The sequence below is a fragment of the Burkholderia sp. MSMB0856 genome, assembly GCF_001524645.2.
In the GTDB taxonomy this organism is placed as follows: domain Bacteria; phylum Pseudomonadota; class Gammaproteobacteria; order Burkholderiales; family Burkholderiaceae; genus Burkholderia; species Burkholderia diffusa.
The window spans coordinates 1,099,124-1,119,452 of the sequence record NZ_CP013427.1 but is presented as its reverse complement, the minus strand read 5'-3'; the positions used below and the strand labels follow the sequence as shown (position 1 = coordinate 1,119,452).

Annotated in this window: 20 protein-coding genes and 1 tRNA gene; 3 read left to right on the top strand and 18 right to left on the bottom strand. The window is 64.6% G+C overall.

All coding sequences use genetic code 11. The features are described from left to right. Nucleotides 1–83: 83 nt before the first annotated feature. From nuoF to WS87_RS06260, 13 genes are all read right to left on the bottom strand, one after another. Complete coding sequence (nuoF, locus tag WS87_RS06325; protein WP_006756904.1) at nt 84–1,394, bottom strand: NADH-quinone oxidoreductase subunit NuoF; 1,311 nt, start codon at nt 1,392–1,394, stop codon at nt 84–86. Further along, nucleotides 1,391–1,876, bottom strand: a complete 486-nt coding sequence (gene nuoE / locus WS87_RS06320; protein WP_006478266.1) for an NADH-quinone oxidoreductase subunit NuoE — start codon at nt 1,874–1,876, stop codon at nt 1,391–1,393. Before nuoE ends, nuoF begins: the two co-directional genes overlap by 4 nt. Before the next feature lie 168 nt (nt 1,877–2,044). Then, nucleotides 2,045–3,298 carry an NADH-quinone oxidoreductase subunit D gene (locus WS87_RS06315; RefSeq protein WP_012364320.1) on the bottom strand — a complete coding sequence of 418 codons (1,254 nt, stop codon included), beginning with the start codon at nt 3,296–3,298 and terminating at the stop codon, nt 2,045–2,047. Between the two features lie 9 nt (nt 3,299–3,307). Then, nucleotides 3,308–3,910 carry an NADH-quinone oxidoreductase subunit C gene (locus WS87_RS06310; protein WP_059502607.1) on the bottom strand — a complete coding sequence of 201 codons (603 nt, stop codon included), beginning with the start codon at nt 3,908–3,910 and terminating at the stop codon, nt 3,308–3,310. Nucleotides 3,911–3,931: 21 nt separating this feature from the next. Continuing rightward, on the bottom strand, nt 3,932–4,411 hold the full coding sequence (locus tag WS87_RS06305) for a NuoB/complex I 20 kDa subunit family protein (RefSeq protein WP_006398799.1): 480 nt from the start codon (nt 4,409–4,411) through the stop codon (nt 3,932–3,934). Nucleotides 4,412–4,473: 62 nt separating this feature from the next. After that, on the bottom strand, nt 4,474–4,833 hold the full coding sequence (locus WS87_RS06300) for an NADH-quinone oxidoreductase subunit A (RefSeq protein ID WP_006398798.1): 360 nt from the start codon (nt 4,831–4,833) through the stop codon (nt 4,474–4,476). Nucleotides 4,834–4,987: 154 nt separating this feature from the next. Beyond that, a tRNA-Leu gene (locus WS87_RS06295) sits at nt 4,988–5,072 on the bottom strand. Between the two features lie 111 nt (nt 5,073–5,183). Next, a complete protein-coding gene (gene secG, locus WS87_RS06290; RefSeq protein ID WP_059533209.1) occupies nt 5,184–5,561 on the bottom strand; it encodes a preprotein translocase subunit SecG in 378 nt (125 codons plus the stop codon). 72 nt (nt 5,562–5,633) lie between these two features. After that, complete coding sequence (tpiA, locus tag WS87_RS06285; protein ID WP_059820664.1) at nt 5,634–6,389, bottom strand: triose-phosphate isomerase; 756 nt, start codon at nt 6,387–6,389, stop codon at nt 5,634–5,636. A gap of 141 nt (nt 6,390–6,530) precedes the next feature. After that, entirely contained in the window at nt 6,531–7,550 is a 1,020-nt protein-coding gene (locus WS87_RS06280; RefSeq protein WP_059820663.1) for an NAD(P)H-quinone oxidoreductase, read from the bottom strand. 140 nt (nt 7,551–7,690) lie between these two features. Further along, nucleotides 7,691–9,838, bottom strand: coding sequence for a polyribonucleotide nucleotidyltransferase (pnp, locus tag WS87_RS06275; protein ID WP_059533215.1), 2,148 nt, complete (start codon nt 9,836–9,838; stop codon nt 7,691–7,693). A gap of 290 nt (nt 9,839–10,128) precedes the next feature. Further along, entirely contained in the window at nt 10,129–10,398 is a 270-nt protein-coding gene (gene rpsO, locus WS87_RS06265) for a 30S ribosomal protein S15 (protein WP_006398792.1), read from the bottom strand. Nucleotides 10,399–10,513: 115 nt separating this feature from the next. Beyond that, nucleotides 10,514–11,773 carry a branched-chain amino acid ABC transporter substrate-binding protein gene (locus tag WS87_RS06260; protein WP_059820679.1) on the bottom strand — a complete coding sequence of 420 codons (1,260 nt, stop codon included), beginning with the start codon at nt 11,771–11,773 and terminating at the stop codon, nt 10,514–10,516. Between the two features lie 190 nt (nt 11,774–11,963). Between WS87_RS06260 and WS87_RS06255 the strand changes: the two genes are divergently transcribed. The 3 genes from WS87_RS06255 to WS87_RS06245 all read left to right on the top strand — a co-directional run bounded on the left by WS87_RS06255 (nt 11,964) and on the right by WS87_RS06245 (nt 15,090). Beyond that, nucleotides 11,964–12,476 carry a hypothetical protein gene (locus tag WS87_RS06255; protein ID WP_059820662.1) on the top strand — a complete coding sequence of 171 codons (513 nt, stop codon included), beginning with the start codon at nt 11,964–11,966 and terminating at the stop codon, nt 12,474–12,476. A gap of 385 nt (nt 12,477–12,861) precedes the next feature. Beyond that, the gene (locus WS87_RS06250; RefSeq protein WP_059820661.1) at nt 12,862–13,503 is read left to right on the top strand and encodes a carbonic anhydrase; all 642 of its coding nucleotides are present in this window, start codon (nt 12,862–12,864) and stop codon (nt 13,501–13,503) included. Nucleotides 13,504–13,539: 36 nt separating this feature from the next. Then, nucleotides 13,540–15,090 carry a SulP family inorganic anion transporter gene (locus WS87_RS06245; RefSeq protein ID WP_059820660.1) on the top strand — a complete coding sequence of 517 codons (1,551 nt, stop codon included), beginning with the start codon at nt 13,540–13,542 and terminating at the stop codon, nt 15,088–15,090. 81 nt (nt 15,091–15,171) lie between these two features. Here WS87_RS06245 and WS87_RS06240 read toward each other — a convergent pair whose 3' ends face one another. The 5 genes from WS87_RS06240 to ilvN form a co-directional block, all read right to left on the bottom strand. After that, entirely contained in the window at nt 15,172–16,716 is a 1,545-nt protein-coding gene (locus WS87_RS06240) for a 2-isopropylmalate synthase (RefSeq protein WP_059820659.1), read from the bottom strand. Between the two features lie 323 nt (nt 16,717–17,039). Next, nucleotides 17,040–17,912 (bottom strand): CDP-diacylglycerol--serine O-phosphatidyltransferase, encoded by an 873-nt coding sequence (gene pssA / locus WS87_RS06230; RefSeq protein ID WP_059533226.1) that lies wholly within the window; start codon nt 17,910–17,912, stop codon nt 17,040–17,042. Between the two features lie 15 nt (nt 17,913–17,927). Continuing rightward, the gene (locus WS87_RS06225; protein ID WP_059468119.1) at nt 17,928–18,572 is read right to left on the bottom strand and encodes a phosphatidylserine decarboxylase; all 645 of its coding nucleotides are present in this window, start codon (nt 18,570–18,572) and stop codon (nt 17,928–17,930) included. A 127-nt stretch (nt 18,573–18,699) separates the two neighbouring features. Further along, nucleotides 18,700–19,716: a ketol-acid reductoisomerase gene (ilvC, locus tag WS87_RS06220; RefSeq protein ID WP_059533228.1), complete on the bottom strand. Its 1,017-nt coding sequence runs from the start codon at nt 19,714–19,716 to the stop codon at nt 18,700–18,702. 95 nt (nt 19,717–19,811) lie between these two features. Then, nucleotides 19,812–20,303 (bottom strand): acetolactate synthase small subunit, encoded by a 492-nt coding sequence (ilvN, locus tag WS87_RS06215; protein WP_034207977.1) that lies wholly within the window; start codon nt 20,301–20,303, stop codon nt 19,812–19,814. Nucleotides 20,304–20,329 lie beyond the last annotated feature (26 nt).

Sequence of the window (20,329 nt, the reverse complement as noted above, 5' to 3'; positions counted from 1 at the left end):
ATGGTGAATGGTCCTTAACCTATTTCCGCCCGTTCGCGCCTTCGCCCGACCGTGCGCTCAAATTCCGCAACCGGTGCTTCGCTTCAGGCTGCCGCCGCGTGCGCGTGGCCGCCGACCATGCAGTGCTTGTGCTCGACGTGGTACGCGAATTCGTCCCAGTAATGCTTGAGCATCCCGCGTACCGGCATCGCCGCCGCATCGCCGAGCGCGCAGATCGTGCGGCCCATGATGTTCTCGGCAACCGAGTTCAGCAGGTCCAGATCTTCCTGGCGACCTTCGCCGTGCTCGATACGATTCACGACGCGATACAGCCAGCCGGTGCCTTCACGGCACGGCGTGCACTGGCCGCACGACTCCTCGTAGTAGAAGTACGACAGGCGCAGCAGCGAACGCACCATGCAGCGCGTCTCGTCCATCACGATCACCGCGCCTGAGCCGAGCATCGACCCCGCCTTCGCGATCGAGTCGTAATCGAGATCGGTCTGCATCATGATGTCGCCCGGGATCACCGGTGCCGACGAACCGCCCGGAATCACGGCCTTGATCTTGCGACCGCCGCGCATCCCGCCGGCGAGCTCCATCAGCGTCGCGAACGGCGTGCCGAGCGGCACTTCGTAGTTGCCCGGACGCTCGACGTCGCCCGACACCGAGAAGATCTTCGTGCCACCGTTGTTCGGCTTGCCGATCTCGAGGTAATTCTGCGGCCCGATGGACAGCAGGAACGGCACCGCGGCAAACGTTTCGGTATTGTTGATCGTGGTCGGCTTGCCGTACACGCCGAAGCTCGCCGGGAACGGCGGCTTGAAGCGCGGCTGGCCTTTCTTGCCTTCGAGCGACTCGAGCAGCGCCGTTTCCTCGCCGCAGATGTACGCGCCGTAACCGTGGTGCGCGTGCAGCTGGAACGAGAATTCCGAGCCCATGATGTTGTCGCCGAGGAAACCCGCGGCACGCGCTTCATCGAGCGCGGCCTCGAAGCGTCGATACACTTCGAAGATTTCGCCGTGGATGTAGTTGTAGCCGACGGTGATGCCCATCGCGTACGCGCCGATGGCCATGCCTTCGATCAGTGCGTGCGGGTTCCAGCGCAGGATGTCGCGATCCTTGAACGTGCCCGGTTCGCCTTCGTCCGAGTTGCAGACGAGGTACTTCTGCCCCGGGAACTGGCGCGGCATGAAGCTCCACTTCAGGCCGGTCGGGAAGCCCGCACCGCCACGGCCACGCAGGCCCGACGCCTTCACGTCGGCGATCACCTGCTCCGGCGGAATCTTTTCTTCGAGAATGCGGCGCAGCTGCTTGTAGCCGCCGCGCGCAACGTAGTCTTCGAGATGCCAGTTCTCGCCGTTCAGACCAGCGAGGATCAGCGGTTTGATGTGACGGTCGTGGAGGGACGTCATTTCGAGAGCTCCTCAAGCAGCTGGTCGATCTTCTCGCGGCTCATGAAGCTGCACATTCTGTGATTGTTCACCAGCAGCACCGGCGCATCGCCGCACGAGCCCATGCATTCGCCTTCCTTCAGCGTGAACTTGCCGTCGGGCGTGGTCTCGCCGAAGCCGATGCCCAGCTTCTGTTTCAGGTAGTCGGCAGTCGCCTCCGCGCCGCCGTGCGGGCCAAGCTGGCACGGCAGGTTCGTGCAGAGCGTGATCTTGTGCTTGCCGACCGGTTTGAGCTCGTACATCGTGTAGAACGTCGCGACTTCCTGCACGGCGACGGCCGGCATGCCGAGATAGTCCGCGACGAACTGCATCAGTTCGGGCGACAGCCAGCCGTGCTCTTCCTGAGCGACGGCCAACGCCGACATCACGGCGGACTGTTTCTGATCGGCGGGATACTTCGTCAACGCTCGATCGATTTCCTTCAGGCCTTCAGCTGAGATCATTTTCAGACACGACTCTTTCAATTCCTACCGAACGAACAACCTGCCGCACTGCTGTGCAAGGACGGCAGACCTGGCGCTCACTGTTGACAGCTTGCGAAGCCGCGCCGGTTCAGCGCGCATCGCGTGTGACTTACTGCTCGCCGCCCGCTCGCGCGGGCGGCGCGACCATTAGCGATCGATTTCGCCGAACACGATGTCCTGCGTACCGATGATCGTGACGGCGTCGGCAATCATGTGACCGCGCGCCATTTCGTCGAGCGACGCGAGGTGCGCGAAGCCCGGTGCGCGGATCTTGAGGCGATACGGCTTGTTGGCACCATCCGACACGAGGTAGATGCCGAATTCGCCCTTCGGATGCTCGACAGCCGCGTACGCTTCGCCTTCCGGCACGTGAAAACCTTCGGTGAAGAGCTTGAAGTGGTGAATCAAGTCTTCCATGTTGGTCTTCATGCCGACGCGCGACGGCGGCGCAACCTTGTGATTGTCGGTCATCACCGGGCCCGGATTCTTGCGGAGCCACTCAATACACTGTTTCGCGATGCGGATCGACTGGCGCATTTCCTCGACGCGCACCAGATAGCGGTCGTAGCAATCGCCGTTCACGCCGACCGGCACGTCGAAATCCATGCGGTCGTACACTTCGTACGGCTGCTTCTTACGCAGGTCCCACGCGATACCCGAGCCGCGCAGCATCGGGCCCGTCAGGCCCATCTGCAGCGCACGCTCCGGGCTGACGACGCCGATCCCGACCAGACGCTGTTTCCAGATCCGGTTGTCGGTCAGCAGCGTTTCGTATTCGTCGACGCACTTCGGGAAGCGCGTGAAGAAGTCGTCGATGAAGTCGAGCACCGAGCCGCTGCGCGCTTCGTTCATCTTCGCGAGCGCCTTCTCGTTGCGAATCTTCGACGCCTTGTATTGCGGCATTGCGTCAGGCAGGTCGCGGTAGACGCCGCCCGGACGGTAGTACGCCGCGTGCATCCGGGCACCGGACACCGCTTCGTAAACGTCCATCAGGTCTTCGCGCTCGCGGAATGCGTACAGGAACACCGCCATCGCGCCGACGTCGAGTGCGTGCGCGCCGATCCACATCAGGTGGTTCAGCACGCGCGTGATCTCGTCGAACAGCACGCGGATGTACTGCGCGCGCTCCGGCACGTCGATGCCGAGCAGACGCTCGATCGCGAGCACGTAGCCGTGCTCGTTGACCATCATCGACACGTAGTCGAGACGGTCCATGTACGGCACGGACTGGATGAAGGTCTTGTTTTCCGCGAGCTTTTCAGTCGCGCGATGCAGCAGGCCGATGTGCGGATCGGCACGCTGGATGACTTCGCCGTCGAGCTCGAGCACGAGGCGCAGCACGCCGTGCGCTGCCGGGTGCTGCGGACCGAAGTTGAGGGTGTAATTCTTGATTTCTGCCATGACGCCCCCTTAATGTTTCAGACCGCCATAGCGATCCTCGCGGATCACGCGCGGCGTGATTTCGCGCGGCTCGATCGTCACCGGCTGGTAGACGACCCGCTTCTCTTCCGGGTCGTAACGCATTTCGACATAACCCGACACCGGGAAGTCCTTGCGGAACGGATGGCCGATGAAGCCGTAGTCGGTGAGAATGCGGCGCAGATCGGGGTGACCCTCGAACACGAGGCCGTACAGGTCGAATGCTTCGCGCTCGTACCAGTTTGCGGAGGTCCAGATGTCGACGAGCGATGCCACGATCGGCAGATCGTCGTCCGGCGCGAACACGCGCAGGCGCAGGCGCCAGTTGTTCGTGACCGACAGCAGCTGCGACACGGCCGCGAAACGCGGGCCGTCGTAGGCGCCGTCGCCGTAGGTCTGGTAGTCGACGCCGCAGAGGTCGATCAGTTGCTCGAAACGGAGCTTCGGATCGTCGCGCAGCATCTTTGCGACTTCGAGGTAATCGCTCGCCTTCACGACGAGCGTCAGTTCACCGATCGCTTCGGTGAGGCTCACCACGCGCGCGCCGAGCGCGGCTTCGAGGTTTGCCTTGAGGGTCTCGATTTTGCTTGCCATATTGAGGGGACGCTCGGGGCTTTATTGACGGGCGATGGTATTGGTGCGGCGGATCTTCGCCTGAAGCTGGATCACGCCGTAGACCAGCGCCTCGGCCGTGGGCGGACAGCCCGGCACGTAGACGTCGACCGGCACGATCCGGTCGCAACCGCGGACCACCGAGTACGAGTAGTGGTAGTAACCGCCACCGTTCGCGCACGACCCCATCGAGATCACCCAGCGCGGCTCGGCCATCTGGTCGTACACGCGGCGCAGCGCGGGCGCCATCTTGTTGCACAGCGTGCCGGCGACGATCATCACGTCCGACTGACGCGGGCTCGGACGGAACACGACCCCGAACCGGTCCAGGTCATAACGGGCCGCACCCGCATGCATCATCTCGACGGCGCAACACGCGAGCCCGAACGTCATCGGCCACAGCGAGCCGGTACGCGTCCAGTTGATCAGCTTGTCAGCCGTCGTGGTGACAAACCCTTCCTTCAAGACCCCTTCGATACTCATTTGCTTTCCACTCCAGACGAGCGGCCCAGCGTGGCCGCCCATGCAAACCGGCGATTAACCCATCACTCCCAGTCGAGGCCGCCTTTCTTCCAGATATAGGCAAAGCCCAGCAGGAATTCGAGCAGAAAAATCATCATTGCGATGAAACCCGGCCAGCCGATGTCCCGGAGCGCGACGCCCCACGGAAACAGGAATGCGGTTTCGAGATCGAAGATGATGAACAGGATGGCGACGAGGTAGTACCGGACGTCGAATTTCATCCGGGCGTCTTCAAAGGCTTCGAAGCCGCACTCATACGGTGCGTTCTTCTCAACGTCCGGCTTATTGGGACCAAGGAGCTTGCCGATGCTGACCAGCGCTATACCTAAACCAGTGCCCACGAGGAGGAACAACAAGACGGGGTAATAGGCTGCGAGGTTCAAGGCAATCCTCTATCGGTTGGTTCTGAGCGTCCGGAGAATACCACTTCCGGCGGAAGGAATCATTTCGGAGTGCGTGCGATCACAAGACAATCGCAAGGCACACGCCAGAAATGAAAAATGCCAGCCACTAGAAGCGGCTGGCATTGAGTAACTTTGGTGCCGACGGCGAGACTCGAACTCGCACAGCTTTCGCCACTACCCCCTCAAGATAGCGTGTCTACCAATTTCACCACGTCGGCACTGCATGCAACTCGGGTTGTGCTGCTTGTTTCCCGCGAATCGCTTCAAGAATTAAATTCTAACCCGAGTTCCAGATTTGTTCAACGCACAAACGCAAAAAATTCGACTTTTTATTTCGGGACATCCTGGCCCGGCGCGCTCGCCGCCGAACCCGCGGCAGCGGACGCGGCGACGGCCGGCGCCGACGCTGCGGGCGCCGATGCCGGCGCGGTCGCGGCGGTGCCGAGCACGCCGGCCGACGGCGTCGACTTGTACGAACCGAGGTACGTCAGCGCGAGCGTCGCGACGAAGAAGATCGTCGCGAGAATGCCCGTCGTGCGCGACAGGAAGTTGGCGGAGCCCGTTGCACCGAACAGGCTGCCCGACGCGCCGCTGCCGAATGCAGCGCCCATGTCGGCGCCCTTGCCGTGCTGCAGCAGCACGAGTCCGATCACACCGAGTGCAGACAGCACCTGCACAACAATAATCAGCGTCTTGAATAACAGCATCACATCCACCCGATTGGATCAGGCAACCGGACCAACCGGCCGCCATCATGGTTCAATTCGACCCCGGACCGCTCAACGTGCGGCCCGGCAGATCGCCAGGAAATCTTCCGCCTTCAGCGACGCGCCGCCGATCAGGCCGCCATCGATGTCAGGCTGCGCGAACAACTCTTCCGCGTTGTCCGGCTTCACGCTGCCGCCGTACAGCACCGATACGTCCGCCGCCCCCTTCGCCGCGAGACGCGCACGCAGGAATGCGTGCACGTCCTGCGCCTGCGCCGACGTCGCGCTCTTGCCCGTGCCGATCGCCCAGACCGGCTCGTATGCGACGACGATGCGCGCCGCTTCATCAGCCGTCAGCACGGCCAGCACGGCGTCGAGTTGCGCACCGACTACCTGCTCGGTCGCGCCCGCCTCGCGCTCGTCGAGCGTTTCACCGACGCACACGACGGGCGTGAGACCCGCCGCGAGCGCGCGCTGCGTCTTCGCGGCAATGGTTTCGTTGCGCTCGCCGTGGTACGCGCGACGCTCCGAGTGACCGACGATCGCATACTGCGCGCCGAACTCCGCCACCATCGCGGCCGCCACTTCACCGGTGAACGCGCCCTGCTCGTGCGCGGACACGTCCTGCGCGCCGAACGCGACACGGCCGCCGGCGAGCTGCGCCTGAACCTGCGCGAGATACGGGAACGGCACGCACACGCCGATCGACGTCTCGGCCGCCACCGCGCCCGCGCCCTGCACCACTTCGTTCAGCAATGCCTGGTTGCCGGCCAGCCGGCCGTGCATCTTCCAGTTGCCGATCACTCGCTTCGTTCGTTGTTTCGACATCGTGTCTGTCTCGTCACTATCTTGTCATTAACGCACCGGAAACCGGCCCGTCAGGTTGGATCTGGCGAAGCAAACCCGCGATTTTACTGCGCGCGGCTTGAACCGGTCAAACCGCGCATGTCAAGCCCGCCGCGCGGGCCGTCACGCGTTCGCGCCCCAATCAAGCACGATCTTGCCGATGTGCTCGCCGCTTTCCATCAGCGCATGCGCCTGCGCGGCCTCCCCTGCCGGCAGCACGCGGTAGATGACGGGCTTGATGCGACCGTCCGCGAGCAGCGGCCAGACGCGCGCCTTCAGCTGCGCGGCGATGCGCGCCTTGAATTCGACCGGACGCGGACGCAGCGTCGAGCCCGTCACCGTCAGCCGGCGGCGCAGGATTTCATTCAGGTTGACCTCGGCTTTCGCGCCGCCGAGCAACGCGATCAGCACGAGGCGGCCGCCATCCGCGAGCGCGGACAGTTCGCGCGGCACGTACGAGCCCGCGACCATGTCGAGGATCACGTCGACGCCGCGATCGTGCGTCAACGACTTGACGACCTCGACGAAGTCCTCGGTCTTGTAGTTGATCGCACGCTCGGCGCCGAGCGCCTCGCATGCGCGGCATTTGTCGGCATTCCCGGCCGTCGCGAACACGCGAAAGCCGAGCGCGTGCGCGATCTGGATCGCCGTCACGCCGATCCCGCTCGAGCCGCCCTGCACGAGCAGCGTTTCCTGCTCGCCGCCCTCGCCCGCGCCGAGCAGCGCACGGTCGAACACGTTGCTCCACACCGTGAAGAAGGTTTCGGGCAGCGATGCGGCCTCGATGTCGGTCAGTCCGTCGGGCACCGGCAGGCATTGCGGCAGCGGCGCAACCGTATATTCGGCGTAGCCGCCGCCCGCGAGCAGCGCGCAGACGCGATCGCCCAGCTTCAGGCCGAACGGGTTCAGCGCCGCATCCGACAGGTCGCCGCCGACGATCTCGCCCGCGACCTCGAGGCCCGGCAGATCCGACGCACCCGGCGGCGGCGCATACGCGCCCTTGCGCTGGAATACGTCCGGCCGGTTCACGCCGGAAGCCGCCACCTTGATCAACACTTCGCCGCGCTTCGGTTCGGGGCGCGGACGCTCCGCCAGCTTCAGCACGTCGGGGGCGCCGAATTCGGTGATTTCGATGGCTTTCATGGTGGTCGCTCCAGGATCAGTCGGGGGCGCACCCGTGCGCGGCACGGGCGCCTCGCCGGCGCTGCTGCGCCGCACAACGATGCTACAGAAAAAACGGCCGGCACGCTTTCGCACTGCCGGCCGTTCTCACGCCTGTCCGCTTACTGCTGCGGCGGCGTATCCGACTGCGACGCTGCCGCTGCTTCGTTCAGCAGCGCCTTCGCCGACAGACGCACGCGACCCTTCTCGTCCGTCTGGATCACCTTGACCTTCACCTGCTGACCTTCCTTCAGGTAGTCGTTGATGTCCTTCACGCGCTCGTTGACGATTTCCGAGATGTGCAGCAGGCCGTCCTTGCCCGGCAGCAGGTTCACGATCGCGCCGAAATCGAGCAGCTTGAGCACCGTGCCTTCGTACACCTGGCCGACTTCGATCTCAGCCGTGATTTGCTCGATGCGCTTCTTCGCTTCGGCCATGCCTTCGCTGTTCGTGCTCGCGATCGTCACGACGCCGTCATCCGAGATGTCGATGGTCGTGCCGGTTTCTTCCGTCAGCGCACGAATCACCGAACCGCCCTTGCCGATCACGTCGCGGATCTTTTCCGGGTTGATCTTGATCGTGATCATGCGCGGCGCGAATTCCGACAATTGCGTGTTCGCACCCGAGACCGCCGACGTCATCTTGCCGAGGATGTGCATGCGGCCTTCCTTCGCCTGCGCGAGCGCGACCTGCATGATTTCCTTCGTGATGCCCTGGATCTTGATGTCCATCTGCAGCGCCGTCACGCCTTGCTCCGTGCCGGCTACCTTGAAGTCCATGTCGCCGAGGTGATCTTCGTCGCCGAGGATGTCGGTCAGCACCGCGAACTTGTTGCCTTCGAGGATCAGGCCCATCGCGATACCCGCGACGTGTGCCTTCATCGGCACGCCGGCGTCCATCAGCGCGAGGCAGCCGCCGCACACCGACGCCATCGACGACGAACCGTTCGACTCGGTGATTTCCGACACGACGCGGATCGAGTAGCCGAATTCGTCGGCGCTCGGCAGGCACTTGACCAGCGCGCGCTTCGCGAGACGGCCGTGGCCGATTTCACGACGCTTCGGCGAGCCGACGCGACCCGTTTCGCCGGTCGCGAACGGGGGCATGTTGTAGTGGAGCATGAAGCGCTCGCGGTATTCGCCTTCGAGCGCGTCGATGATCTGCTCGTCACCCTTCGTGCCGAGCGTCGCGACGACGAGCGCCTGCGTTTCGCCACGCGTGAACAGCGCCGAACCGTGGGTGCGCGGCAGCACGCCGGTGCGGATCTCGATCGGACGCACGGTGCGCGTGTCGCGACCGTCAATGCGCGGCTCGCCGTTCAGGATCTGCGAACGGACGATCTTCGCTTCGATGTCGAACAGGATGTTGCCGACGGTAGCCTTGTCGGCCGCGACCGTGCCGGCCGCCAGCGCGTCTTCCTCGAGCTTCGCCGAGGTCGCCGCGTAGACTTCCTTCAGCTTCGTCGAACGCGCTTGCTTGTCGCGCAGCTGGTAAGCGGCGAGCAGGTCGCCGTGCGCCAGTTCCGTCACGCGCGCGATCAGCGCCTCGTTCTTCGGTGCCGGCTGCCAGTCCCACTCGGGCTTGCCACCTTCGCGCACGAGTTCGTGGATCGCATCGATCGCCGTCTGCATCTGCTCGTGACCGAACACGACCGCGCCCAGCATCACGTCTTCCGGCAGCTGGTCGGCTTCCGATTCGACCATCAGCACCGCACGCTCCGTACCGGCGACGACGAGGTCGAGGCTCGATGCCTTGATCTGGTCACGCGTCGGGTTCAGCACGTATGCGTTGTCGATGTACGCGACGCGCGCGGCACCGACCGGACCGTTGAACGGCAGGCCCGACACGGCGAGCGCAGCCGATGCACCGATCAGCGCGGGGATGTCCGCCGGGATTTCCGGGTTCACGGACAGCACGTGAATCACGACCTGCACTTCGTTGTAGAAGCCTTCCGGGAACAGCGGGCGCAGCGGACGGTCGATCAGGCGCGACGTCAGCGTCTCGTGTTCCGACGGACGGCCTTCGCGACGGAAGAAGCCGCCCGGGATCTTGCCGGCCGAGTAGGTCTTTTCGAGGTAGTCGACGGTCAGCGGGAAGAAATCCTGGCCCGGCTTCGCCGACTTCGCGCCGACGACGGTTGCCAGCACGACGGTGTCTTCCACGTCGACGATCACGGCACCGCTCGCCTGGCGAGCGACTTCACCGGTTTCGAGGCGCACCTTGTGCTGGCCCCACTGGAATTCCTTCACGACCTTGTTGAACATGGACATGGTTGCTCCTTTGAATTCATTCATTTCATTCGCCGCCCGGGCCATCCCGTGCGGCGGCGTCCCGACCGAATCACCCGGAGCAAGGTGTGTTTTTTATGCCATTCCAGCGCGACGCTCGTCGAGCGGCGCGCTGGAATGACACAAATCCCGACCCCGGTATCAGCCGTTCCGGCAGCCGGCACTCACGTGCCGGACAACCCGCGGTGCGCGTGACGCTACGCACCGCGCAAAAACAAAATGCCTGCATCAGCGGACTGACACAGGCATCTTGCTGGCGGCAATCGCCTCGATTACTTACGCAGACCCAGCTTCTCGATCAGCGCGCGGTAACGGTCGGCATCCTTGCCCTTGAGGTAGTCGAGCAGCTTGCGGCGGCGGCTCACCATGCGCAGCAGGCCGCGGCGGCTGTGGTGATCCTTCGCGTGGGTCTTGAAGTGACCCGTCAGTTCGACGATACGTGCGGTCAGCAGTGCGACCTGGACTTCGGGCGAGCCCGTGTCGTTGGTACCGCGGGCGAACTGAGCAACGACTTCCGACTTCTTGATATCTGCAACAGACATGTGATTTCCTTTGTTTCCTACTAACTGAACAGGCGGACACGGAAGAATGGCCGTGCCGTGACTTACAACCGGCGGGCATTGTAGCACAACTGCACGCCGTTCCTACCGCCCCCTGTCACGGGCGCGTCATCGAGCAGGTCGACGGCGTCTGGGTGCGCTGCGCAGGCACTGCGAGGATCGTACGGAAGCCATACCCCGAGCCCTCGTTGTCGAAGCGCACGCCCGGCGTGCCGGCCTTGTCCATTTCCATCACGTAAAGGGGCTGGATCAACTGATGATCCTGCGCGCGCATCGTCGACGCGTGGAAGCTGTCGTCGAACGACAGCCCCTCCAGCGCACGTGCCACCGCCACCGGGTCGGTCGAGCCGGCCCGAGTCATCGCCGCCGCGAGCATCTCGATCATCAGGCTCATGCGCCGCACCGGGTAATCGTCCTGAGCGGCGGGAAAGCGGGTCCGGAACGCGCGGTAAAACGCGTCCGACTTCGCGCCGCCTACGTTCGGATGCCAGTCCGCGACGGCCACCACCCGCCCGACGCCCGCATCGCCCAGCGCGGCAGGCGCGCCGAGGCTGTTGCCGTAGAACGTATAGAACTTCGCGTTCAGCCCCTGCTCGCGTGCCGCCTTCACGAGCAGCGTGAGGTCGTTGCCCCAGTTGCCGGTTACGACGGCGTCCGCACCGCTCGCCCGGATCTTCGCGATATAAGGCGAGAAATCCTTGATGCGACCGATCGGATGGAATTCGTCGCCGGCAATCGTCACGTCGGGACGCCGCTCGGCCAACGCTTGCCGCGCCAGACCGCTGACGTCGTGACCGAAGCTGTAGTCCTGGTTCAGCAGGTAGACCTTGCGCAGCGCGCGGTCGCGCGCCATCACGTCGGCCAGCGCGGCCATCCGCATCCCCGCGTGCGCGTCGAAGCGGAAATGCCAGAAGCTGCAGCGCGCACCGGTCAGCGCCGGATCGTCGGCCGAATAGTTGAGGAACAGCATCCGGCTGTCCGGATTGCGCGTGTTCAGCTTGTCGAGCGCCGCGACGAGCGCGGCAGCGACTGCCGAGCTGTTGCCCTGCGCGACGAAGCCGATGTGCCGGTCCGCCGCCGCGCGCAACTGCACGAGCGCCTCCTCCGGGCTGCCCTTGCTGTCGAGCACGACGAGTTCGAGCGGGTGCGCGCCATCGCGCAGCTTCACGCCGCCCGCCGCATTGACCTGTTCGACGCCGAAGCGGAGGTTGCGCTCGACCGCCGCGCCCGCGTTCGCGAACGGGCCCGACATTCCTTCTATCAGCGCGATCCGCACCGGCTCGCCTGCCGCGAACGCGCACGACGCCAGCGTCCACCCCGCGCTCAATGCGAGCGCGCATCGTTTCCACAGCTGCATCGGCTCCCTGCCCTTCAATCTGTCCGAGAAGCGCGGATCATAGGCCGCAGGCACTGCCAGCCGCAAGCGCGGCGCGAAGCGACGCCCCGACGACGCATTTCCCGCGATCCGCACCGATTTTTTCGGCATGATGCGCCGGCACACGCCGTCCGTGATACAACTGAACAGTTAGAAAGCCTTGGAGAATCCCATGCCCATTCGCCTTACCGTGCGCCTGCCGGCGCTGGTCGCCTGCGCGGCGGCGCTGCTTGCCGGTTGTGCGCAGCCGTGGCAGCAATACCAGGCCGGCCAGGACGAGTCGGCGATCGTTGCGCGCATGGGCCCGCCGCGCGAGATCTACGACCTGCCCGGCGGCGGCAAGCGTCTGATGTGGCCGACCCAGCCGATGGGCGAAATCACCGTCGCGGCCGACGTCGACGCAACCCATCGGATCGTCAACGTCCGCCAGGTGCTGCAGCCGAGCGAGTTCTATCGCGCGGAAATCGGCAAGTGGACCAAGACCGACGTGCTCGTCAATTTCGGCCGTCCGGTCGAGACGTCCTACTTCCCGCTGATGAAGCGCGAGGTGTGGACCTACCGCTATCTCGAAGACAATGTCTGGTACATGATGTACAGCTTCTACTTCGACCCGCAAGGCATTCTGCGCACCACGCAAAAAACGCCGGACCCGCTGCACGACCCCGACCGTCGCAACCTGTTCTGATCGGATCGATTGCGCATTTACGCGCAATTTTCACAATTGCCATTCACGAATTATTGCGTGAGTGGCCATTTCATTTTTTCCGTCATATTCGATTAATTTCCAATTCGACGCGGCAATCCTTTCCGATCGAACCTGTGCCGATCGCATTATGCGAAGCCCCGTGCCATGGGCGCCAACGGGAAACAGGCATGCACAATACATGTCATGCGTTGGATTGGTGCATTCGATGCACCTCGCCAGATCCAGTTGAAACAATTTGTATCATTGGCACCAGACGTTAGGGCATACCCCTAATATCGGACGAAATTGAACCTTTCAATTTAGAAAGCATCATATTGCTCCACTTCGTCCGGTATCTGTTTGTCCTTATCACAAAGGAGTCCTCATGAATCGCCCCAAGAGCATGCTGGTTGCCAACATCGCCTGGGCCCGCGAGACGCACGAACACACGCCCGGCTTCTTCGATGCGCTCGCGCGCGGCCAGAACCCTCGGGTGCTGTGGATCGGCTGCGCCGACAGCCGGGTGCCCGCCGAAACCATCACGCACTGCGTGCCCGGCGAGCTGTTCGTCCATCGCAACATCGCGAACCTGTTCCATCCCGACGACGACAATTCGGCGAGCGTGCTCGAGTACGCCGTGCGTGTGCTCGAAGTCGACCACGTGATCGTGTGCGGCCACTACGGATGCGGCGGCGTGCGCGCGTCGCTGCTGCCGCCGCCCGCCGACCTGCCGCACGTCGCGCGCCGCATCGCGCCGCTGTGCGCGCTCGCACGGCGCCATCGCGACTCGCTCGACGGTCTCGACGACACGGCGGCGGCCGACCGCCTGGCCGAGCTCAACGTCCTCGAACAAGTGCGGCTGCTGCGCGCTTCGCCGATCGTGCACGGCCGGCAGCGGCCACCCCTCGTTCACGGCTGGATCTTTTCGCTCACGGACGGCCGCCTGAAGGAACTCGACTCCGGCTACACGGCACCACCGGCCAAAGCCGAACCGGAGCATGCCGCCATGGCCGCCGCGCTCGGCTGATCCGCCTCCCCCTACGCCAATGAAATCACCCCAACCATGAAACTGAACGAGCGCCTCTCCACCCTGCCGCGCGACATCGTCGCCGGCATCGTCGTTTTCCTCGTCGCGCTGCCGTTGTGTCTCGGCATCGCCAATGCGTCCGGCGTCGAGCCGTTCGCCGGACTCGTGTCCGGCATCGTCGGCGGCATCGTCGTCGCGCTGTTGAGCGGCTCGTCGCTGTCGGTCAGCGGACCGGCCGCCGGCCTCGTCGTGATCGTCGTCGAAGGGATCGCGCAACTCGGCAGCTTTTCCGCGTTCCTGCTCGCGGTGCTGTTGTCCGGCGTGCTGCAGTTCGGCTTCGGCATGCTCCGCGCCGGCCGCTTCGCCGCGTACGTGCCGTCGCCCGTCATCAAGGGCATGCTCGCGGCGATCGGCCTGCTGCTGATCGTGAAGCAGATTCCGTTCGCATTCGGCATCGGCGGGCCGGCCGCGCAATCGTTTGCGTCATGGCCGAGCCTGCCGACCGCCTGGGCCGCAACGGCCATCGCACTTGTCTCGCTCGCGCTGCTGATCGCCTGGGACACACCGGCGTTCAAGCGCTTCGGCCGGATGCGCTCGGTGCCCGCTCCGCTCGCGGTCGTCGTGTTCGGCATCGGCGCGACGCTGGTGCTCGGCGTCGTTGCGCCGTCGGTCGCGCCGGGCGCCGCGCATCGCGTCACGCTGCCGGAACTCGAATCGTTCGCGGCGCTCGCGGCATCGTTGAAGCACGCCGAGCTCGGCCCGAACTTCGCGCAGCTCGTCAATCCGGACGTGTGGCGCGTCGCGATCACGCTTGCGGTCGTCGCGAGCCTCGAGACGCTGCTGAGCCTCGAGGCGGTCGAACAGATCGACCCGAAGCGCCGCCCGACGCAGCCCGACCGCGAGTTGAAAGCCCAGGGCGTCGGCAATCTCGTCGCGGGTGCGTTCGGCGGGCTGCCGATCACGTCGGTGATCGTGCGCAGTTCGGTGAACGTGAACGCGGGTGCGCAAAGCCGGATGTCGGCGATCGTGCACGGAATCCTGCTGCTTGCCAGCGTGTTCGCGCTCACCGGGCTGATCAACCTGATCCCGCTCGCGAGCCTCGCGGCGATCCTGATCCACACCGGCTTCAAGCTCGCGAAACCGGCGCTGTTCCGCTCGGTGCTGAAGCAGGGTCCGGCCGCGTTCGTGCCGTTCGCCGCGACGATCGCGGGCGTGCTGGCGGTCGATCTGCTGTTCGGCATCGCCGTCGGCCTCGCGTGCAGCGTGCTGGCGGTCGCGGTCGCGAACCTGAAAAGCCCCGTCACGCTCGCGCAGCACGACGACCACTTCCTGCTGTCGTTCCGCAAGGACGTGTCGTTCCTCGGCAAGGTGCAGGTCAAGCATCATCTGCAGCACATTCCCGACCGCGCGGCCGTGATCATCGACGCAACGCGCGCCGACTACATCGACCATGACGTGCTCGAACTGCTCGACGCGTTCGTCGCCGATGCGCCGCGGCGCGGGATCGCAGTCGAATTCCGCCGCCGCAGCCCGGCGCCTCGCGCGGCCGCCCGCCGCTGGCTGTTCCGCGCGCCGGCAGCCGAATGAGCCGCGCATAAAAAAACGCCCCGGGCGGCGTAAAGGCCGCACGGGGCGTTTCGTGTGCGTCGAGCGCTCGACGCGCAGCACTTACGAGCGCTGCGGGTTGACCTTGTCGTCCTTCGAATGCAGCTTGTTCAGCGCCGAAATGTACGCCTTCGCGGACGCCGCGACGATGTCCGGATCGGTGCCGACGCCGTTGACGATCCGCCCGCTCTTCGACAGCCGGACGGTCACTTCGCCCTGCGCCTGCGTGCCGGTCGTGATCGCGTTCACCGAATACAGCAGCAGTTCGGAACCGCTGCCGACTTCGCCCTCGATCGCGTTGAACGTCGCGTCGACCGGCCCGTTGCCGCGCGCCTCGCCGGTCACTTCCTTGCCTTCGACGGCGAACACGATCTTCGCTTGCGGCTGCTCGCCCGTCTCCGAACGCTGCGACAGCGACACGAACTTGAAGTGCTCCTGCTCATGCGCGAGCGCCGATTCTTCAGAGACGATCGCGATGATGTCTTCGTCGAAGATCTCGGCCTTGCGATCGGCGAGGTCCTTGAAGCGCATGAACGCGGCGTTCAGTTCGGCTTCGCTGTCGAGCGACACGCCGAGTTCCTGCAGGCGCTGCTTGAACGCGTTGCGGCCCGACAGCTTGCCGAGCACGATCTTGTTCGCGGTCCAGCCCACGTCTTCCGCGCGCATGATCTCGTAGGTGTCGCGCGCCTTCAGCACGCCGTCCTGGTGGATACCCGACGCGTGCGCGAATGCGTTCGCGCCGACGACGGCCTTGTTCGGCTGCACGACGAAACCGGTGATCTGCGACACGAGCTTCGACGTCGGCACGATCTGCGTCGTGTCGATGCCGACGTCGAGGCCGAAGTAGTCCTTGCGGGTCTTCACGGCCATCACGATTTCCTCGAGCGACGTGTTGCCCGCGCGCTCGCCGAGCCCGTTGATCGTGCACTCGACCTGCCGCGCACCGCCGATCTTCACGCCGGCGAGCGAGTTCGCCACCGCCATCCCGAGGTCGTTGTGGCAGTGCACGGAGAAAATCGCCTTGTCCGAGTTCGGAATGCGTTCGCGCAGCGTCTTCACGAGGTTGCCGTAGAGCTCCGGCACGCCGTAGCCGACCGTGTCGGCGATGTTGATCGTCGTCGCCCCCTCGGCGATCACGGCCTCCAGCACGCGGCACAGGAAGTCGAGATCCGAACGGCTGCCGTCTTCCGGCGAGAATTCGACGTTGTCGGTGAACTTGCGCGCGAAGCGCACCGCGAGGCGCGCCTGCTCGAACACCTGGTCCGGCGTCATCCGCAGCTTCTTCTCCATGTGCAGCGGCGACGTCGCGATGAACGTGTGGATCCGCGAGCTGTTGGCCGGCTTCAGTGCGTCGGCCGCACGCTGGATGTCCTTGTCGTTGGCGCGCGCCAGCGAGCAGATCGTGCTGTCCTTCACCAGGCCGGCGATCGTGTGGATCGCGTCGAAGTCGCCGTTCGAGCTGGCCGCGAAGCCGGCCTCGATCACGTCGACCTTCATCCGCTCGAGATGCTTCGCGATGCGGACTTTCTCTTCCTTCGTCATCGACGCGCCAGGCGATTGTTCACCGTCACGCAACGTCGTATCGAAAATGATCAGCTTGTCTGTCATGGGGGCTCCAGGGCTCTTTATACGGGAATCAAACGTAATGAGATCGCGCCACCGCTGGCGACGCTCAACAACAGACGAGGCTTGACGGAGGGCGAGAACGGTCAGCGCGGCAGGCGCGCCAAAGCTAGCGCGCGTAGCGGCGCACCGGCTAGAAGGAGGGAGAGGCGGGAAAATGCAGTCATGCCGAAGACTATAGCGGCATTCCGCTGGGTGCGCAATCGGACGGCACCCGGGATGCCGGGCCGCGCCGTGCGAAAAAGGGGCAAATGAAAACGGCGGCCCGGAATCACATCCGAGGCCGCCGTCGTCGGGCAGGTTGCGCGTCAGTGATCGCGCTGCGACGAGCGCGCGGGGTTCGCGCGTCCGCGCACGGCCATGTAGGCCCAAAACACGTAGCCGGACAGCCCGTACAGCACGAACAGGCAGAACAGCATCAACGGCGGATCGGACGACACGAGCACGAACGCGACGACGACCAGCAGGATCGCCGCGAACGGCACGCGGTGCCGCACGTCCAGCGCCTTACCGCTGTAGAACGGCGCGTTCGACACCATCGTCACGCCTGCGTAGATCGTCAGTGCGAACGCGACCCACGGCAGCCAGCCGAGCTTCATCGGCACGCGGTTGTCGGTCGCGAGCCAGACGAAACCGGCGATCAGCGCGGCCGCGGCCGGGCTCGGCAGCCCCTGGAAGAAGCGCTTGTCGACGACGCCGATGTTCGTGTTGAAGCGCGCGAGACGCAGCGCGGCGCCCGAACAGTAGACGAACGCGGCGAGCCAGCCCCAGCGGCCGAGATCCTTCAGCACCCACTCGTACATCACGAGCGCGGGCGCGACGCCGAACGACACCATGTCAGACAGGCTGTCGAACTGTTCGCCGAACGCGCTTTGCGTATGCGTCATCCGCGCGACGCGCCCGTCCATCCCGTCGAGCACCATCGCGACGAAGATCGCGATCGCGGCGATCTCGAAGCGCACGTTCATCGCCTGCACGACCGCGAAGAAGCCGCAGAACAGCGCGGCGGTCGTGAACGCGTTCGGCAGCAGGTAGATGCCGCGCGTCTTCAGGAACCGCTGGCGCGCGGCGCGGCGGCTCTCGATGGGCGCCGGGTCCTGCGCCATCACCTTGTTGCGGCGGAACGGGCGTGGCGCCTGGCCGGAGCCGTTGCGCGGACGACGCGGTTTGAATGCGGCCATCGTGCGTCCCGCCGCTTACTGTTCGAGCTCGGCGAGGATCGTCGACGACGCGTAGACCTTCTCGCCGATCGACACCTTCGCGCGGCTGCCGAGCGGCAGGTACACGTCGACGCGCGAACCGAAGCGGATGAACCCGTAGCGCTGACCGCGCGACAGCGGCTCGCCGGCACGCACGTAGCAGAGGATCCGGCGGGCGACGAGGCCGGCGATCTGCACGGCGGTGACGGTTTTGCCGCTCGCCGTCTGGATCACGACCGCATTGCGCTCGTTCTCGGTCGACGCCTTGTCGATCGCCGCGTTCAGGAACGCGCCGGGGAAGTATTCGACCTTGGTGACCGCGCCGTCGACCGGCGAACGCTGCGAATGGACGTTGAAGACATTCATGAACACGCTGATCTTCAGCGCTTCGCGATTCGCGTACGGATCCTGGGTGGTCTCGACCGCGACGATGCGGCCGTCCGCCGGGCACAGCACCGCGTTCGGCTGCGCCGGGATCGGGCGCTGCGGATCGCGGAAGAACTGGACGACGAAGACGAGCAGCAGCCAGAACGGCCATGCGAAGCCGAAGCCCCCGACGGCGTGGATCAACAACGCGATGACGGCTGCAATCGCGATGAACGGCCAGCCTTCGCGCGCGATGATCGGATGAGGATAGTTCATGGGTTCGTTCGGTGTTCGGTGAATTGCAAAGCCCGTAGGATAGCAAAAGCCGCCCGGGGCACTGCTGCCTTCGGACGGCTTTTTGATACCGACCCTCCACTCGAAGGGCCGGAACAGCACGCGGTGCTTAGTTCTTCGTCTGGTCGACGAGCTTGTTCTTCGCGATCCACGGCATCATCGCGCGCAGCTTCGAGCCGACCTGCTCGATCTGGTGCTCGGCCGTCAGGCGGCGGCGCGACTGCAGCGTCGGCGCACCTGCCTTGTTCTCGAGAATGAAGCTCTTCGCGTATTCGCCCGTCTGGATGTCGGTCAGGCACTGCTTCATCGCCTTCTTCGTCTCTTCCGTGACGACGCGCGGGCCGGTCACGTACTCGCCGTATTCGGCGTTGTTCGAGATCGAGTAGTTCATGTTCGCGATGCCGCCTTCGTAGATCAGGTCGACGATCAGCTTCAGCTCGTGCAGGCACTCGAAGTACGCCATTTCCGGCGCGTAGCCGGCTTCGACCAGCGTTTCGAAACCTGCCTTGATCAGCTCGACGGTACCGCCGCACAGCACGGCCTGCTCGCCGAACAGGTCGGTTTCGGTTTCTTCACGGAAGTTCGTCTCGATGATGCCGGCACGGCCGCCGCCGTTCGCTGCCGCGTACGACAGCGCGATGTCGCGTGCCGCGCCCGACTTGTTCTGCGCAACCGCGATCAGGTGCGGCACGCCGCCACCTTGCGAGTACGTGCCGCGCACGGTGTGGCCCGGAGCCTTCGGCGCGATCATGATCACGTCGAGGTCGGCGCGCGGGATCACCTGGCCGTAGTGGACGTTGAAGCCGTGTGCGAATGCCAGCGCGGCGCCCTGCTTGATGTTCGCGTGCACTTCCTTCGCGTACACGTCGGCGATCTGCTCGTCCGGCAGCAGCATCATGACGACGTCCGCGCCCTTCACCGCTTCCGCGACTTCCTTGACCGACAGGCCTGCGTTTTCGGCCTTGCTCCACGACGCGCCGCCCTTGCGAAGGCCGACCGTCACGTTCACGCCGCTGTCCTTCAGGTTCAGTGCGTGCGCATGGCCTTGCGAGCCGTAGCCGATGATCGTGACTTGCTTGCCCTTGATGAGGGAGAGGTCAGCGTCTTTATCGTAGAAAACGTTCATGATGGTTCCTTCGCCAATTCAAAAATTCAACAATTCGTTCAGATGGAGTACTGCGGGCCGGGACATGACGGCGCACCCGGCGTGCCTGTCCGGCATCACACCTTCAGGATGCGCTCGCCGCGTCCGATGCCGGAGCTGCCGGTACGCACGGTCTCTAGGATCGCGGTCGCGTCCAGCCCCTGGATGAATGCGTCGAGCTTGTCGCTCGCGCCCGTCAATTCGATCGTGTAGGTCTTTTCGGTCACGTCGATGATGCGGCCGCGGAAAATATCCGACATCCGCTTCATTTCTTCGCGCTCCTTGCCCACTGCACGTACCTTGATCAGCATCAGCTCGCGTTCGATGTGTGCACCGTCGGTCAGGTCCACCACTTTCACCACCTCGATCAGGCGGTTCAGATGCTTCGTGATCTGTTCGATCACGTCGTCCGAGCCAATGGAAACGATGGTCAGCCGCGACAGCGATTGGTCTTCGGTCGGCGCCACCGTCAAGGTTTCGATGTTGTAGCCGCGTGCGGAAAACAGACCGACCACGCGCGACAGCGCGCCCGGTTCGTTTTCCAGCAGGACGGAAATGATGTGTCTCATGTTCGCTTCTTCCAGAATGTGTCCGT